Annotated in this window: 12 protein-coding genes, 1 tRNA gene and 1 pseudogene; 2 read left to right on the top strand and 12 right to left on the bottom strand. The window is 34.8% G+C overall.

Going from position 1 to position 15,570, the window contains the following annotated elements; genetic code table 11:
* Positions 1-55 precede the first annotated feature (55 nt).
* The 9 genes from OPR44_RS01085 to OPR44_RS01045 form a co-directional block, all read right to left on the bottom strand.
* Entirely contained in the window at positions 56-211 is a 156-nt protein-coding gene (locus OPR44_RS01085) for a hypothetical protein (protein WP_265015071.1), read from the bottom strand.
* Positions 212-261: 50 nt separating this feature from the next.
* Positions 262-1,128: an ankyrin repeat domain-containing protein gene (locus OPR44_RS01080; protein ID WP_265015070.1), complete on the bottom strand. Its 867-nt coding sequence runs from the start codon at positions 1,126-1,128 to the stop codon at positions 262-264.
* 90 nt (positions 1,129-1,218) lie between these two features.
* Positions 1,219-1,998 carry an SDR family oxidoreductase gene (locus tag OPR44_RS01075; RefSeq protein ID WP_213863966.1) on the bottom strand — a complete coding sequence of 260 codons (780 nt, stop codon included), beginning with the start codon at positions 1,996-1,998 and terminating at the stop codon, positions 1,219-1,221.
* A 5-nt stretch (positions 1,999-2,003) separates the two neighbouring features.
* Complete coding sequence (locus tag OPR44_RS01070; protein WP_213863965.1) at positions 2,004-2,648, bottom strand: alpha/beta hydrolase; 645 nt, start codon at positions 2,646-2,648, stop codon at positions 2,004-2,006.
* Between the two features lie 97 nt (positions 2,649-2,745).
* Positions 2,746-3,111, bottom strand: coding sequence for a hypothetical protein (locus OPR44_RS01065; RefSeq protein ID WP_213863964.1), 366 nt, complete (start codon positions 3,109-3,111; stop codon positions 2,746-2,748).
* Between the two features lie 94 nt (positions 3,112-3,205).
* Positions 3,206-5,002, bottom strand: a complete 1,797-nt coding sequence (locus OPR44_RS01060; RefSeq protein WP_264377437.1) for an aminopeptidase P family protein — start codon at positions 5,000-5,002, stop codon at positions 3,206-3,208.
* Between the two features lies 1 nt (position 5,003).
* Positions 5,004-7,052 carry a tRNA uridine-5-carboxymethylaminomethyl(34) synthesis enzyme MnmG gene (gene mnmG / locus OPR44_RS01055; RefSeq protein ID WP_265015069.1) on the bottom strand — a complete coding sequence of 683 codons (2,049 nt, stop codon included), beginning with the start codon at positions 7,050-7,052 and terminating at the stop codon, positions 5,004-5,006.
* 89 nt (positions 7,053-7,141) lie between these two features.
* Positions 7,142-7,702, bottom strand: coding sequence for a hypothetical protein (locus tag OPR44_RS01050; protein ID WP_265015068.1), 561 nt, complete (start codon positions 7,700-7,702; stop codon positions 7,142-7,144).
* 160 nt (positions 7,703-7,862) lie between these two features.
* Positions 7,863-7,938: transfer RNA gene (locus tag OPR44_RS01045), tRNA-His, on the bottom strand.
* A gap of 144 nt (positions 7,939-8,082) precedes the next feature.
* Here OPR44_RS01045 and murJ point away from each other — a divergent pair.
* Both murJ and OPR44_RS01035 read left to right on the top strand, forming a co-directional pair.
* Positions 8,083-9,579 (top strand): murein biosynthesis integral membrane protein MurJ, encoded by a 1,497-nt coding sequence (murJ, locus tag OPR44_RS01040; RefSeq protein ID WP_026092648.1) that lies wholly within the window; start codon positions 8,083-8,085, stop codon positions 9,577-9,579.
* A 396-nt stretch (positions 9,580-9,975) separates the two neighbouring features.
* A complete protein-coding gene (locus OPR44_RS01035; protein ID WP_265015067.1) occupies positions 9,976-12,456 on the top strand; it encodes an AsmA-like C-terminal region-containing protein in 2,481 nt (826 codons plus the stop codon).
* Between the two features lie 69 nt (positions 12,457-12,525).
* Here OPR44_RS01035 and OPR44_RS01030 read toward each other — a convergent pair whose 3' ends face one another.
* The 3 genes and pseudogenes from OPR44_RS01030 to OPR44_RS01020 form a co-directional block, all read right to left on the bottom strand.
* The gene (locus tag OPR44_RS01030) at positions 12,526-12,957 is read right to left on the bottom strand and encodes an ankyrin repeat domain-containing protein (RefSeq protein WP_265015066.1); all 432 of its coding nucleotides are present in this window, start codon (positions 12,955-12,957) and stop codon (positions 12,526-12,528) included.
* A 129-nt stretch (positions 12,958-13,086) separates the two neighbouring features.
* Positions 13,087-14,079, bottom strand: a complete 993-nt coding sequence (locus OPR44_RS01025) for an ankyrin repeat domain-containing protein (protein WP_264375047.1) — start codon at positions 14,077-14,079, stop codon at positions 13,087-13,089.
* Between the two features lie 52 nt (positions 14,080-14,131).
* Positions 14,132-15,306 (bottom strand): annotated as a pseudogene (locus OPR44_RS01020) (phage portal protein).
* Positions 15,307-15,570 lie beyond the last annotated feature (264 nt).

Here is a 15,570-nt window from a genome sequence, read left to right as displayed (position 1 = left end):
ACTGGAATCTATGTAAATTTAACTGGACGCCAATGTCACAAACTAGTTTTCTCATCTATCTTATTTTGCTACTCTGCTGAACAGATACGTCAATTTCATCTACTGATGAGCTAGGTCTGCTGTCCTTTATATGTTGTACCAAAAGCTCCATAATTTTTTTTTGCTCATAAAATTGCTGAAATGAATATATTCCATTCGAGCCAACTAACACGAAGAATCCTCCTTGTACATTTGGAGGATTATCATGCTAGCTAATTTTTCTTACGTATTCAGCAGCTTGTAAGGAAGTATCTCCTGAAAGGTTTTAATATTAGGATCAGCACCTTTTTCTAGCAGTAATCTTGCCATTTTTTCATTACCTTTCATAGCTGCTATATGTAGAGGTGTATTGCCAAGCTGATTGCCAATATTGACATCCACCCCTTCTACACTAAGTAATAATTGAGCTACCTCGTCATGGCCATTATCAATAGCTACACACAAAGGATTCATACTGGTATCACAGCCATTGACTTTAGCACCATTATCAAGAAGCAACTTAACTACTGCTGCATGCCCATTCTGAGCAGCTAGATACAAGGGTGTGACATTATTTTTTTCATCTACTATGTTAACATCAGCATTTTTTGTGCTAATTAATAGTTCAACTATTTCAGTATGTCCGTTCTGAGAGGCTAAGTACAGAGCTGTTATACCAAATTCATTGTCTTTAGCATCAATCTCAATTTCTTGAGTATTAAGTAACACCTTTACAACTTCTACAAGTCCATTTTGAGCAGCAATATGTAAAGGTGTCTTACCATCAGTACAGTCTTTTATATTGGGATCAGCTCCCGCTTTAATTAACTCCTCTACTATAGCTTTGCTTTTAGCTACAACAGCAAAGTGTAAAACTGTACTGCCTTTAGTAGTTCTTGCATGAATATTAGCTTCTTTACTGATTAGTAACTTTACTACGTCTAAATGTCCTGAATAAACAGCAAAATGCAAGGCTGTAAATCCTTTTTTATCCTTGATATTGATATCAGTTTTTACATTAAGTAATAACCTAACTTCATTTATGTTACCATTATAAGCGGCTTGATGTAATAGAATATTTTCAACCGGGAGCGATTGAGTGCTGAACATATTTACCTCTATATAATAGTATGCCTAGTGGTATTACATCAAAACAAGGAACATTCAAGAAAAATTTTTGCATCTGGCAATCTATTTTCTCTATTCTGATATATACAAACTCTTTAAACCCACCTTGTAATCAGGATAAACTAGAGAGACACCAAGATCTTTTTTAATTTTAGTATTGCTTACTTTTTTTGACCCTAAATAAAAACCCCGTGCATAATTTGGTACGGAAGAAATCTCAACTGGCTCTGGAGGGCTAATATTGAGAAGCTCGGCTGCATACGTGACCACTTCAGATTGCGTAGCAGGTAAATCATCTGCACAATTGTATATCTCATAAGGCTTTATATTTTGCATGGAAGAAAATAAAATATTCGATATATCTTCAACATGAACACGAGAAAAAATTTTTTTCACATTTCTTGCTTTGCCAAGCTGCAGGTCAATTAGCGCATTTCTACCAGGACCATATATCCCAGCCAAACGAAAAATATGTACAGGCAATTTGCTACTTAGCCACTTCTTTTCAGACTCAAGGCGCTTTTCTCCTCTAATTTCTATAGGCTTTGTTTCAGATTCCTCATTCACCCAATTACCACAGTGGTCACCATAAACATTAGTTGCAGACAGATAACCAAGCCATTTAATATTCTCCAGACAATGACCGTATCTCTCCATAACATCATCGCCGTCTGGAGGAATAGAAACTAAAACATGCGTTACGCTTTTAAGCAGATCTTGATCAACCTTTTCATAATCAAAAAGTTGTATATCTTTATTTCTTGATGTACCGTTAACTTTCCAGCCTAAATTTAGCAATTTTTTCGATAGAAATTTGGCTACATATCCGTAACCAAAGCAAAACAAGTGCATGGAAATTAATTTCCAAAATTCTTCTTGATAAACTCAACCCCTAACCTTATTCCTTCTTCATTAATAATATGGCCTAATCCATGAATTGGGTATCCTTGAGCGTTTACTCCATTTTCTTTCAGAGCTTTAACCGCTAAATCAAGGGACGAAAAAGGTACCACATCATCAGCGTCACCATGAATAATACATATGTTGGGTTTTGATTTTATCTGCGGTGCAGTTTTTGAAGGCGAAAGAAATCTACCAGAATACGCAACAACTGACGCACAAGACTGAAGCCGGGTAAGAGCCACATGTATTGCAAGCATTGCCCCTTGAGAAAATCCAACTAAAGAAAGCTGAGTATCTTTTAAATTAAGCTCCTTTAATTTTGTATCAATAAAATGATTTACAATTGATGCAGCATTTTTCACCCCATTATATAGTGCTTCTTCACTACGATCCTCTAAACTAAACCACTGATAACCATCACCTATTTCCCTCTCAAACGGAGCATTCGGTACCACAAAACATGAATCAGGCAAAAACTTGCTCATAACTTTAGCAAGATGCACGAAATTATCGCCACTTGAGCCCCAACCATGAAAAAAAATAATCAAATTTTTCTTATTTCCATTTGGACAAATTTCTTGGCTTTTAAGTTCAATCATCTCTTCATCCCTTTATGTTTATATTTAACTTTATGGTAATACTAAATTTGAGGAACAAGACCTCACTACTGCTATAGCTCTTTGATATGAATAAATACTACTTAGCTTCAATTTTCTCTATCAATTTCTTGACCAAGCCTCTCAATCTTCTGCTGGAATCATCAAGCTCTTGAATTTGTGAAGCATCTTTTCCCATGAGCTCTTTGTGATTACTCTTTATGTAATCATACATTTCCTTCATCTGAGCAATCATCTTGTTGATATCCATACCACCCATATCAGGTATCATGCTAGGCATATTTCCTTCTAGCATACCACCAGCCATAAGTTGCTGAGACATTTGCATGAATGGCTTTAAGGTCTGTTGAAGCAAATTAGGGTCGCTTGCCAATTTTTCTATTTGCTCTTTGCAAGTATCCATGTACTGCTTCATAAATTCATCATCTTGCACTTTATCTGTCATAATTACACCTATTTGAAACTAATATTATATATTGTTTTTAATTAAAAATAATACAAGAACAACTATATTAATACTTGATTAAATGACAAATTAACTATTTTAAAGGTTCACATACTCTCTTTAACCATTCCTTATCTTTTATGCCATTTTCTATATTTTTATAAACAAATTGGTGATAGCTATTTATCCATTTAACTTCATCTTCAGTAAGCATTTGTATATCTATTAGCTTTTTATCATAAGGAACAGAGGTCAATTGTTTAAAGCTTAAAAAGACGTTTTCTCGCCTTTCAATATACATCAGATTCTCAATTCTTATTCCATACTTTCCTGGAATATAATAACCAGGCTCGTTAGAAAGTATCATGCCTGGAATGAGTTCCACTTTATTTCCTCTTGATATTGCTTGCGGTCCTTCGTGTACCGAAAGGTAACTTCCTACTCCATGTCCTGTACCGTGCATGTAATCCATTCCAAATTTCCATAAATGTATACGCGCTAATATGTCCAATTCTCCACCAGTAGTGCCAGAAGGAAAGACCGCACTTGCTATCGCAATGTGAGCTTTTAATACTATTGTGTAGTGAGCTCGTTGCTCATTGGTTGGACTACCAATTGCTATAGTTCTTGTAACATCGGTTGTGCCATCAAGGTACTGACCACCAGAGTCAATTAAATACAGCCCATCTTCTTGAATGACTTTATTTGTCTTATTGCTTGCACGGTAATGAATGATTGCTCCATTCTCGTTGAATGCTGAAATTGTTGGAAAACTCGGTTGCTTAAACAAATTCTGCTCTTTTCTGTATTCTAAAACTTTTTCTTCAGCTTCAAGCTCAGTAATTTCACTGTCAATATTGTTTTCAAGCCAATATAGAAAATTTATAACTGCTACTCCATCTTTGATGTGCGCACTTATAGCTCCAGTTATTTCAGTTTGATTTTTTACTGCTTTGTGAATCAAACAAGGATCCTCCTTCTCAATTATCTGCTTATTTTCTATTAGACCTCTTTCATTACTTATTGTCATCCCAGTGCTTGACACTGGGATCCATGCTTTTTTATTTCTGGTCAAGCACTGGAATGACACCGAAGCTGATTTTTCATTTAAATAATGGTTATACAAGGGATCTATTGCATTCATAATGCTCATTGGAGTCGTGCTTGGATCTATCACCACCAAATTTAACTTATGTAGTGAATTTTCTAGCTCACTAATATCAAAAACATTTATATGGTTATCAAAATTTGCTTCTATAGTTGAATGTTCTTTATCTTGAATAAATAAATCAACATTGGCATTTTTATACAATATAGCACGACCCAATATACAAGGAGTATATTCAGCACTTTCATTTCTTAAATTTAATAACCACGAAATTGAATTTGGATCAGTCAGAAGCACTGCTTCAGCCTCTATGTTTTTAGCTACTCTTTCACATTTATCCTTACCACTCTCACCAGATACATGTGAGACTATTGTTTGTGCTTTATGACTACTATCTTTTTTAATTAAGTATGGTACTAGTTTACAAATGCCTTCATATTTTCTTATGTCCTTCATAGTAAAATATTGCGGATAGTAACCCAGTGAGGTAGTCAATGTTAAGTTTGCTTTTACCCATTTGTGTGGATCCTCTTCTTGTATATTATATACTCGAAAACTGCCCTGATCGAGCTGACTGCGAGCTTGTGTGATATAGCGTCCATCTGTAAAAAATGGGCACTTATTACTCTTTGTAACGATAAGTAGCCCATTTGTTCCCGTGAAGCCACATAACTCTGCTAACTCTTTTGAATATTCATTTAAATACTCGTCTTTAGTATTCAAAATAAATGCATCAACATTTATTTCGTGCATAAAAGAGCGAAATTCTTCGATTTTTGACATGTTACGCAGAATTAGCAGCTATTTTCGTTTTCTTATTCCTAAGGTACACTAATATGCTAACTATCGCTGCTGGAGTGATACCTTGTATTTGCTTCGCAATACCAATTGTTGCTGGCTTTATTGACTGCAACTTTTCTATCACTTCAGTTGACAAGCCTTTAATCTGTGAGTAGTTGAAATTAGTTGGAATTTGAGTATTAACTTCCTCTTGTAGAAACTTCATATCTGCTTCTTGTCTTACTAAATAAGGCTTGTATTTTGCTTCAATTGCAACTGCTTCATATATTTCATTCTTGGCTATGCTATCAGTTATAGTGTTATTCCAGCACATGACGCTGGAATCTACATTTTTTTCAGTGTCAACTGCATCCATTCTATCATCATTCAAGTACTGGAGCCCAGTGTCAGCTACTTGGATGACAGGAAGAGGTGCTTTGGTGTTATGCAAGTAGCTGACACTGGAATCCATGTTTAACTCTGGCCATATTTCTCGTAATTTATTCCAGTCAATATTTGGATAACCGAGCAAATTTAATGCTGTTTTTCTTATTCCATCATAAGATATTTTAATGCCATAGGACCTGAGCTGCTCAGGAGTAATTGTTAGGCTCTCTAATTTCTCCTCAAGTTGCTTAATGGATTTAAGTTTACCCTGCAAAACAGAGTATCTCCCATGCGACACAAGAGAGATGTCATAACCTTTTTGTGTCAATCTTCTATCTGCATTATCTGACCTGATTGCCAGTCTATATTCTGCACGCGAGGTGAATAATCTGTAAGGCTCAGCAATTCCCTTAGTGACCAAGTCGTCTATCATTACACCGATATATGAGTCTGTACGAGGAAGAACAAAACTTTTTTGAGATAAAGAGAATGCTGCATTGATTCCGGCAATAATTCCCTGCCCGGCTGCTTCTTCATATCCAGTGGTACCATTAATTTGACCAGCAAAATATAGTCCTTTAACTTTCTTAGTTTCGAGAGTATGAAATAGCTCTCGTGGATCGATATAATCGTATTCAACTGCATATCCAGGTCTTAATATTTCTGCATTTTCAAGCCCTTTTATACTCTTTATCATTTCATACTGCACTTCGATGGGCAATGAATTTGAAATTCCATTTGGATATATAGTGTTATCATTAATCCCTTCTGGTTCTAGAAATATTTGGTGATTATTTTTTTCTGCAAATTTTTTAACTTTAGTTTCAATTGATGGGCAGTATCTTGGTGCAATAACGTTATCTAAATATGAAGAAGCTGATCTGTGAAGATTCTCTCGAATTACTTTGTGTGTATGTTCATTAGTATGAGTAATAAAACATGAAACCTGAGGCTGGTTAATTTTCTCTGTAAGATAAGAAAATGGTGTAGGTGGATTGTCACCCACTTGTTCTTGTAATACCGACCAGTTTATAGTGCCACGATCAAGCCTCGGTGGAGTTCCGGTACGTAATCTGCCCAGTTTAAAATCATACTTCTTTAGCGTATTTGCAAGCTCTATTGCAGGTTTATCTCCCATTCTTCCAGAAGGAGTTGTTTGCTCTCCTATATGAATCACACCACGTAAAAAAGTCCCTGTAGTCAAAACAACTCTGCTTGTCAGTATACGTTCACCTGAGTCTGTTATTACAGCTTTTATATAAGATTCTCCATTGCTATCACTTTCGATAAGAAAATCGTCAACTGACTCTTCTTTTACTGTCAAGTTGTTATAATTTAGAATAATTTCCTGTATTGCTTTTTTGTATAATTTTCGGTCTGCCTGTGCACGTGGGCCCCATACCGCTGCGCCTCTGCTGCCATTTAAAACGACCGAGTGTATGCTTGCTCGGTCGATAGCTCTTCCCATTATTCCATCAAGAGCATCAACTTCCCTCACCACAACACCCTTTGCAACTCCTCCAATTGCTGGATTACAGGACATCTCTCCTATAGTTGAAATTTTGTGAGTTATAAGTAGTGTGTTTGCACCAAGGCGAGCTGCAGCTGTAGCTGCTTCACACCCGGCATGACCGCCACCTACTACCACTACATCGTACTTATGCATCTTCTTGAGTAATTCCTACTCTATAATATTCCAACTATCAGTGATTGATGTCAAATTTTACAGATTACAACATTGCACACTAACTTAGCTCAAACTGCCGTCTCTCTCGCAGAAAAAACTTTTTCAACTTTGGGAAAGATGATACTTTTATTAACTTCTTCTTCCGGAAAGGTAATACATTCATCTACTTCTTCTTCCTGAGATATTTTGACATATGTAGAATCTGTAATCGAAATTGCACTTACTGCAGATTTAATTGCTGTTTCATCTACACAATGCACTATAGCTACAGTTGCAAAGAACCCTAAAATCGGTGCTATCAGCCCTATCATTCCACTTATTAATGTAAATCCTATTTTTGGATTAGGAAAAATAGCAGCTATGCTTCCAGCAAGTGTAACTCCAATTGCAGCGCTTGTAGATATCATCAAACTCAAAAAATTTGCTACTTTTCCATGATCCTCCCCAACAGGATCTCTTTTGCAAAACTTATATAGCAAACATCCTACGTAAAAAACCGCAATCAATGCTGGAGCTATACAACAAGCAATTCCACCTATGGCTAAAGGTGATGAAGTGTCAAAACTTAACCAACAAGCTAATACTCCTAGTGCTGACACTATACTATAAGCTAACAAACAAATATACATACAATCCCTCTCACTAATTAATATCACTAATTAATAGGCATCATTTTTACTCTAAATCGCAAACTTCCCCTCCGCCATCTAAATACTAGAGCAACAAGGAATGCTAACGGCCGTAAAAAAATATCTAATGTTTATATTTATGTAAAGTGGAAAATTTTACTGGGGCGAGCGACCAGGATTGAACTGGCGACATTCAGTACCACAAACTGACGCTCTACCAACTGAGCTACGCCCGCCAAGGTATAAAATATCTAACACACAAGCATAAATAGTCAATTAATTATTTAAGCTACCTACTTTTGCATAGAGTTTTAAGTTTAGCGAATAAACATTTTCATTTATGCTTTTAGCATTATAGTTAATCGTATTGAAATCGTGATATGTTTAAAAGTATTTTCACATTTAGTTTTTTTACAGCTATTTCAAGAATTTTAGGGCTAATAAGAGATGTATTGATTGCTACGGTTATTGGTGCAACTTCTCTTGCAGATATATTCTTTTCCTCGTTTCGCTTTGCTAATTTATTTCGATCGTTTTTTGCAGAGGGAGCATTTACTACCTCATTCATACCATTATACTCTGCAGAGTCATATGATAATAAAAAGGCATTTAATTTCGCAAGTAGTGTAATATCCATTACGTTTATTATTCTAGTAATTTTTTGCCTTATCACACAAACCTTCTTCCCTTACATGATCAAAATCTTCACTCCTGGATTTGACCAAAATAAATTTACCTTTACTGTAACTTTGTCGAAAATTATGATGCCCTACATAATCTTCGTGTCAATCGCATCACTTATTGGTGGAATGTTGCAAGTAAAACAGCATTTTGCTTCAACAGCTATTTCACCAATCATTTTGAACCTCTGTTTAATCATCAGTTTGTTTTTACCTTACATTGAAACACCGGCTCATAACCTTTCTATAGCCGTCCTGATTGGAGGGATTTTGCAGCTACTTTTAATAATATTTAGTGCATACAAATTAAAGGCTTTCTTTTCTTTTAGTTTAGAATTAAGTAACGAAGTAAAATTATTTTTTAAACGTGTGATACCTGCAATTATCAACAATTGTGTAATACAAATAAGTGTATGGATTGACACAATCATGGCGAGTTTTATACCAAATGCAGTTTCTTATATATATTATGCCGATAGACTAAATCAACTACCGCAAGGAGTAATTGGCACTGCAATTGGTACAGTACTTCTTCCTCTGATTTCAAAACGAATAAATGATACTGAGAATATAGTCAAAATACAGAACAAGGCCCTTAATATAGGGTTAATATTAATTATGCCAATAACTGCTGCTTTTATCATTATTCCTGACATAATTTTACTTACGCTTTTTTCTTACGGCCGATTTGATTATTATGCAGTGCAGCAAACTGTTCCTACATTAGTAGCATTTTCTCTTTCTTTACCCGCATTTATTATAAATAAAGTATTGCTACCCACATTCTTTGCTAGGGGAAAGCTAAAAATACCAACTATGTTCTCATTAACGTGCCTTGGAATTAATGTAATACTAAATCTCATATTAATGAACAAATACCAACATATAGGAATTGCTATTGCTACTTCCATTTCCACTTGGATAAATTCTATTTTATTGATTAATTATTTAACAATAAATAAGATGTATAAGATTAGCCAAGCATTATTACTAAATATTGTAAAAATTCTCACTGCAACATTGGTTATGTCAATAGTTCTTTATCTCTCTAATTACTTATCAGCAGGGTTGTTTTTCGATAGAGGGCTAGCTCGTATTGTTTATTTAGTAACTTTAATAGCTTTGAGTGTTATTATTTATTCTAGCACTCTTTACCTAATTTTTAGAGGAAATTTGAATAATTTGAAATATGTATAAATTACACCCTTTGTATTGCTATATGTCATTTCAGCTACTATTCCAATATCCACTCCTTTCATCCCATAACCTATTCCTGTCATCCCAGCACCTATTCCTGTCATCCCAGTGCTTGACACTGGGATCCAGAAATTTTGTTGATTATATAATCTGGAAAACCTTATTTAAGTCACACTGGATCACAGTGTCACACACACAACTGTATGAGTGTTGTGGTTTGAGAGCAATTTCCACTGGGAACCCAGTGCTCATCAGACCAGCTTCTCATGTAAAAATGCTGTGTTTTAACATAAGAATAGCTACTTTTTTGCTAATTAACTTAATGTCTAATCAAATTTCCTGGATCCCAGACTGGGATGACAAGAAGAGAAGGGATGCTGGAATGAGAGGTCTATTATGAAACTTTCTTTATACGCCATATCATCAATCTTGTTTCTATTAATTCTCATACACGTTGCTGCAACTTTTAAGGATTGGAGTGGCTACAGAGAATATATCGTAAAAGAGTTAGAGAAGACGTATGATGCTAAAGTACATGTTGGAGGAAAAATTGAAGTTTCGCTCATTACTCCAAAACTTACTATTCACAATGTATATGTACAATATAACAAAAACAAGGAACAAAAATTATCAGATTTAATTAGTGCAAAAAAAATTGAAATAAGGCCATCGTTGTTTTCATTGTCATTGCAACCAAAGTCAATCTCATTTTTGGGCATGAAAAGCAACAAAGAAAATTTACTTAATATTATAAATACGAAAGCCAATGATAATATAGTTTATATATTAATAAAGGACAGCCAAATAAGTTTTAACGCCGATACTATTAACATCAAGGAAGTTGCTATAAAAAAAAATAAGCAGTTTTTTGGTGAAGTACAGATTGGTGACAACAATTACGATTTTTCTGGAAAGGTTAATGTCACAAAAAATAATGTACACATTAGTGTTGATTCAAATTTTGCAAATTTGCTATTTAAAGGTAATAGAAATCAACAGGGTAATTTAACACTGACAATCAATAACAGTTCCGGTTCTGTGAGCAATTTAGCAAAAATCATTAATCTTAGCTTCCTTTCTTATGTGATTCCCAGCGAAAATATTGAGATATCATCCAATATCAATCTCAATGAAAGCGAGTTTACGGCAACTGATTTAAAAATTGAGTCCAAAAGCATGCAAGGCACTGGTATAATACAAAATGATAGAAAAAGTGATCATACTAATATCAATATTAGTTTTAGTAAAGTCGACCTAAAAAACGGCTCACACAAAACAACAGATATGAAGGGTCTTTTAGAATCTTTTAGAGAGGTTGTGCCAAAGAACCTGAGCTTGGATTTTAATATGGAAGCTTCAAATATTCAATATCAAAACAGGATATTGGACAAATTTCATGCTACGCTAAAATTTGCTAATGGCGAAATAAACGTTGATACTCTTCTTCAATTTCCTGGAACCAATAATATATCTCGCTTATCAGGAAGAGTTTCAAACAATGGCAACTTGTCTGAATTTAATGGTGATATATTGATAAAGGGTGAGTCGTTCATTTCACATATTTTACCTTCTATCAAGATGCAAGAAAGAGAGAAAAGTCAATTTACAGCAAGTTCTAAACTATATTTAGCACCTAGAATATTATCTCTTTCAGATATCAGATTGCTAAATAACAAAGAATCTTGGCAAGGATCAATTAAGGTAAATCACACAAAAAAACACAATATGATCGATAGTAAATTTAGCATACATAACATTAATATAGATAAATATGATTATTCATTATTCAGCAAAGTGCAATGGCTGAAAAATCTTAAATATGATGTAAATATAAGAACTAGTGTTAAAGATTCTATATTCAATGGTACAAAAATTGAAGATTTGGATTTTTCATTAAAAATACAAGAGAACAAGCTAGTTGCAGATAAAATAAAGTTATTCGGAGAAAATTTCGACATTACCGGTAGTGTAAAAATATTAGTGGATCAAAAATACACTAAGCCTTTATTAGACGTAAACCTTACAGGTAATAAATTTAATGGAAATATCTTTAAATTACCAAAACTATTAGAGGTAGAAAGAAACTCAAGAAATGAAATAAATCAAATTCAATGGTCAACAAAGCAGCTTAATTTTTTAGATGAGAAAGGAGATTTTGATGCAAACGTGCAAATCAAAACTACAGAATTTAAAATTGGGCAAAACGTCTTAAAAGATTTTAACTTGGATACAGTGATAAGAAACAACACTATCACTATCAAACAGATAAGTTACATACTAGAACATGGACAAATGTTTTTTCAGGGTTATCTAAAAGCAGGCTCAATTCACACAAAATTTTCTATTGCAAATTTGGACACCAAGGAAGTTATAGGAGTTAATAACATAAATGGCAAGATAAGCTTAAGTGGTGAAATCAAAACTCAAGGGACAAGCTTTGATGATTGGGCTAGTAACTTATCAGGAAATGTAAACTTTCAAGCACAGAAAATAGAGTTTACAAATGTGGATTTTAATTCATTCATCACTAAGTTGTTAAGTAGTAAGAATAAACCTGAAATTTCCAAGCTTGCTTACGTTGATATATATAATGGCAGTACGCTTTTTGAAAATATTAATGGAAAAGTAAGTATTAACAGTGGTGTATGTTCAACTAGTTCACAGTTTAGTATCGATCAAGCATCAGGTTCTATCTCTTCTAATTTAATCTTATCTAATTTCTCCTTAACTTCTATATTCAGACTCTTTTTCATACTACCAAATCACAATAGTCCTCTTTATATCGAGGCACACTTAGATGGCCCCATTTGGTGCCCTAAGATGAGTTTTGATGTAGACCAAATTTACAACACCTTAGTTAGCAAGAAAAATAGTTAACTCATTTAGATGTAGGATTTAAGGGACCATCTATCTTTAAGTTAGACCTTAGTAAAAGATGTTCTACTCTCACCAATGATAAAACTGATTGATTGTTTGTACATTCTCAATGCTTGCGTCGCTGCAGCTTGTGCTTGGACTTTCTGTATCTCCAAGCAATAACTGTGTTATCTCCCTGTAGCCTTCACAAACAGACAAATGCAAAGAAGTAAAACCAGAATTGTCCACTGCATTAACATTTGCTCCGTTTTTAAGCAATAATTTCATTTCCTCTAAGCGGTTTCCGCAAGCAGCATAATGTAAGGGAGTAGCGCCATTATGATCTACTGCATTAACACTCGCTCCGTTTTTAAGCAATAATTTCATTTCCTCTAAGCGGTTTCCGCAAGCAGCATAATGTAAGGGAGTAGCACCCTTATGATCTGCTGCATTAACATTCGCTTTGCATGTCGATAACAATTCTATATGAGGAAGAGTAAAATTTTCTTGTTCTTGATACATAAAATACCCTCTATTTATTACAGCTTAGTATAAATATCTACACTATATAAATATCAATTCAACTTATCACCACCGGGTAACGGTAAAAGTTTCTCCTTTTATAATGAGCATAGGCCTGTGTACATTACTCTAATTATGAGCTTGAGCAGCTGCTTGAAGTTGTTCAGCACTTGGATTATCCAAATTCTGACTTGGAAATGCCTCTATAATGTTCTTTAACTCTTTATCTGTTAAGTGATAAGTTACTTCGTCAAAAACTTGATGTAACACCCACAAATTAGAATTCTCTATAGCTGCTTTACTTTTATCTAATAAATCCCTTCTGTCCGATGCCTTATCAAATTGGCTTACTATTGTATCAGCGTGTTCAGGAAATTCTGATATATATTCCAATTCGTCAGAACATCTTATTTCATCATATTCTCTATCAGACAAATAACCTGCTAATTTATTCTCATCAGTCTCTCGCAGGAACTGATATAATGATATAGTGCTGTTACTAAGCTTGACGTTCATCATCTCATTCTGATAATCATCCCAGAATTCGGACAATTCACTATTTTTGACAATACACTCTGGTTTCGTTGTGATACCACTATGTACCACAGCATATGCAATTATAGTTCTTACTACCATCGGTTTATCGCAATACCCTATTTGGTAATCATCACTAGCTACAATAGATAAAGGGGTCCTTCCTTTCTTGTCTACTGCATTAACATTTGCTCCTCTATCAAGCAACAACCTTACTAATTCCTCCCGATTATACTTAAGTGCAAAATGTAAAGGAGTCATATCCAGATTATCTACTGCATTAACATTTGCTCCTCTATCAAGCAGCAATTCTGCTACCTCCATCTTGCCACTTTTAACTGCAGTATGTAAAGGAGTCCACTTTCGCCTTTCTACTGCATTAACATTTGCTCCTCTATCAAGCAGCAATTCTGCTACTTCCTTATGACCATACCTAACTGCAATATGTAAAGGAGTCTCCTTTTGCACAGTTGTTACTGCATTAATATTTGCTCCAGCTTCTATCAACTCCGTAATCTGCTGTATATTCTCTCCTTTAGAAGAATTCATTAATAGTTCATCCAATTCTCTTTGTTCCCTTTCATTCATAATTTACCCCACAATTTCATTGTAGTTAATTTAATATGCAAAAAAAATAATATCAACCCAATTTATCACCACCGGGTAACGGTTGCAAGCCAAAAGCCTCTCTTTTTTCATTGAGCGTCATGAAGCTTGCATTTTCCACGTATTTCCACATCTTTTGTCTTTTTTCCATTAGAATTTCTATTGCATCTTTGTCGTATGACAAACATAAATCCTTACCAAATTTTGGCACTAGCCAAGAATTTAGGTGACAGATAATATTTTCTAGCGTTGGTAAAATCGTCTGTTCCCAAAGGGAAAGACGTGCTTCAACTAAATTACTGTAAGTGTTATCACCTGGTATGCCAAGCAACTGAGGCGGAACGCCAAAAGCTAGCGCAATATCACGAGCTGAGCTATGTTTTGACTCAATAAAATCCATATCCCTCGGTGATAAGCTCATTTCCTTCCACTCTAGGCCCCCTTCAAGCAATATAGGTCTTCCAGCATTGACAGGACCTGAGTAATGATCATTTATCTGTGCTTTTAAGCGTTGATATTGCTCTTGACTTAAGTTTCCACCACTTCCATCCTTTTCTGATTTTACAACTATTGCACCACTTGGTCTTGCTCCATTTTGCAGCATTGCCTGATTCCAAGCACCAGCCTGATTATGCTGATCTATACTATATGCAGCTGCCTCAATTGGTGAAAGTCCATACCAATCATTCAAAGGGTTAAAGGTTTTAAGATGCAGTACTGTTGAACGCCCAGTCAATTTATCAACTTTAAAGTCATAACTGTTGTTATTTACGGTATAACGATAGGCATAAGGAACGTTACTTCTCCCTGGAATAATTTCAACTCTATCAGGGCGCAGAAGATAAAGCTCTGTTGGTTTGTTCTGCGGCTCAATCATCAATATATAAGAATTGCCGTTAACTAATCGATAAGTCACAATCCCCTCAATAAATTCCGATTTTGATGTCATTGGATTAGGAGAATAAAGTAACTTCAGTAATGGATGCGCTTTTAGTTGTGATTTTCCCTGGTCAGTAATCTGACAGAGAGTAAAAGGTACCGCAGATGCAGCACTTGCGATCATATTAATTGCTCGAAGGCAATGACATTTTTTATGTAGCCTTCCTCAGCAAAACTTGCATAATCGCGCCTACTCCAACTTGGTTCCATCATTAGTTGCAAAGCAGAGTATTCACTGCTTTTCTTTCTTTGAAAAATGTTAAAATTCATATGTGCCTCCTGAAAATTTTGTTAAAAATTTAAAATTGTAGTTGAATTATATCAATTAGTGTTACAAGAATGATGTCATCTGAGTAGCTGACACTAGTTCGTTTGCGATAGTGCCATTCAAGTAGCCCATATTTGTCATCCAAGTAGCTTGACACTAGGATCCATCTTTTTATACAATTTAGTCAAATACGTTCCTTTTAGCGTAAAACAGCTATGCTTACCAGTTCAGTGTGCTATCTACAATCAAATTTCTGGATTCCAGAC

Origin of the sequence: Wolbachia endosymbiont (group B) of Camptogramma bilineatum, from assembly GCF_947251825.1 — a bacterium.
In the GTDB taxonomy this organism is placed as follows: domain Bacteria; phylum Pseudomonadota; class Alphaproteobacteria; order Rickettsiales; family Anaplasmataceae; genus Wolbachia.
Note: the sequence above shows the minus strand (reverse complement) of the source record. Positions and strands in the feature narration are given on the sequence as shown.

Excerpts from the sequence above, each read along its gene's own strand:
- OPR44_RS01080 (WP_265015070.1), bottom strand. The coding sequence starts at position 1,128 with ATGTTCAGCACTCAATCGCTCCCGGTTGAAAATATTCTATTACATCAA.
- OPR44_RS01075 (WP_213863966.1), bottom strand. The coding sequence starts at position 1,998 with ATGCACTTGTTTTGCTTTGGTTACGGATATGTAGCCAAATTTCTATCG.
- OPR44_RS01070 (WP_213863965.1), bottom strand. The coding sequence starts at position 2,648 with ATGATTGAACTTAAAAGCCAAGAAATTTGTCCAAATGGAAATAAGAAA.
- OPR44_RS01065 (WP_213863964.1), bottom strand. The coding sequence starts at position 3,111 with ATGACAGATAAAGTGCAAGATGATGAATTTATGAAGCAGTACATGGAT.
- OPR44_RS01060 (WP_264377437.1), bottom strand. The coding sequence starts at position 5,002 with ATGTCAAAAATCGAAGAATTTCGCTCTTTTATGCACGAAATAAATGTT.
- mnmG (WP_265015069.1), bottom strand. The coding sequence starts at position 7,052 with ATGCATAAGTACGATGTAGTGGTAGTAGGTGGCGGTCATGCCGGGTGT.
- OPR44_RS01050 (WP_265015068.1), bottom strand. The coding sequence starts at position 7,702 with ATGTATATTTGTTTGTTAGCTTATAGTATAGTGTCAGCACTAGGAGTA.
- murJ (WP_026092648.1), top strand. The coding sequence starts at position 8,083 with ATGTTTAAAAGTATTTTCACATTTAGTTTTTTTACAGCTATTTCAAGA.
- OPR44_RS01035 (WP_265015067.1), top strand. The coding sequence starts at position 9,976 with ATGAAACTTTCTTTATACGCCATATCATCAATCTTGTTTCTATTAATT.
- OPR44_RS01030 (WP_265015066.1), bottom strand. The coding sequence starts at position 12,957 with ATGTATCAAGAACAAGAAAATTTTACTCTTCCTCATATAGAATTGTTA.
- OPR44_RS01025 (WP_264375047.1), bottom strand. The coding sequence starts at position 14,079 with ATGAATGAAAGGGAACAAAGAGAATTGGATGAACTATTAATGAATTCT.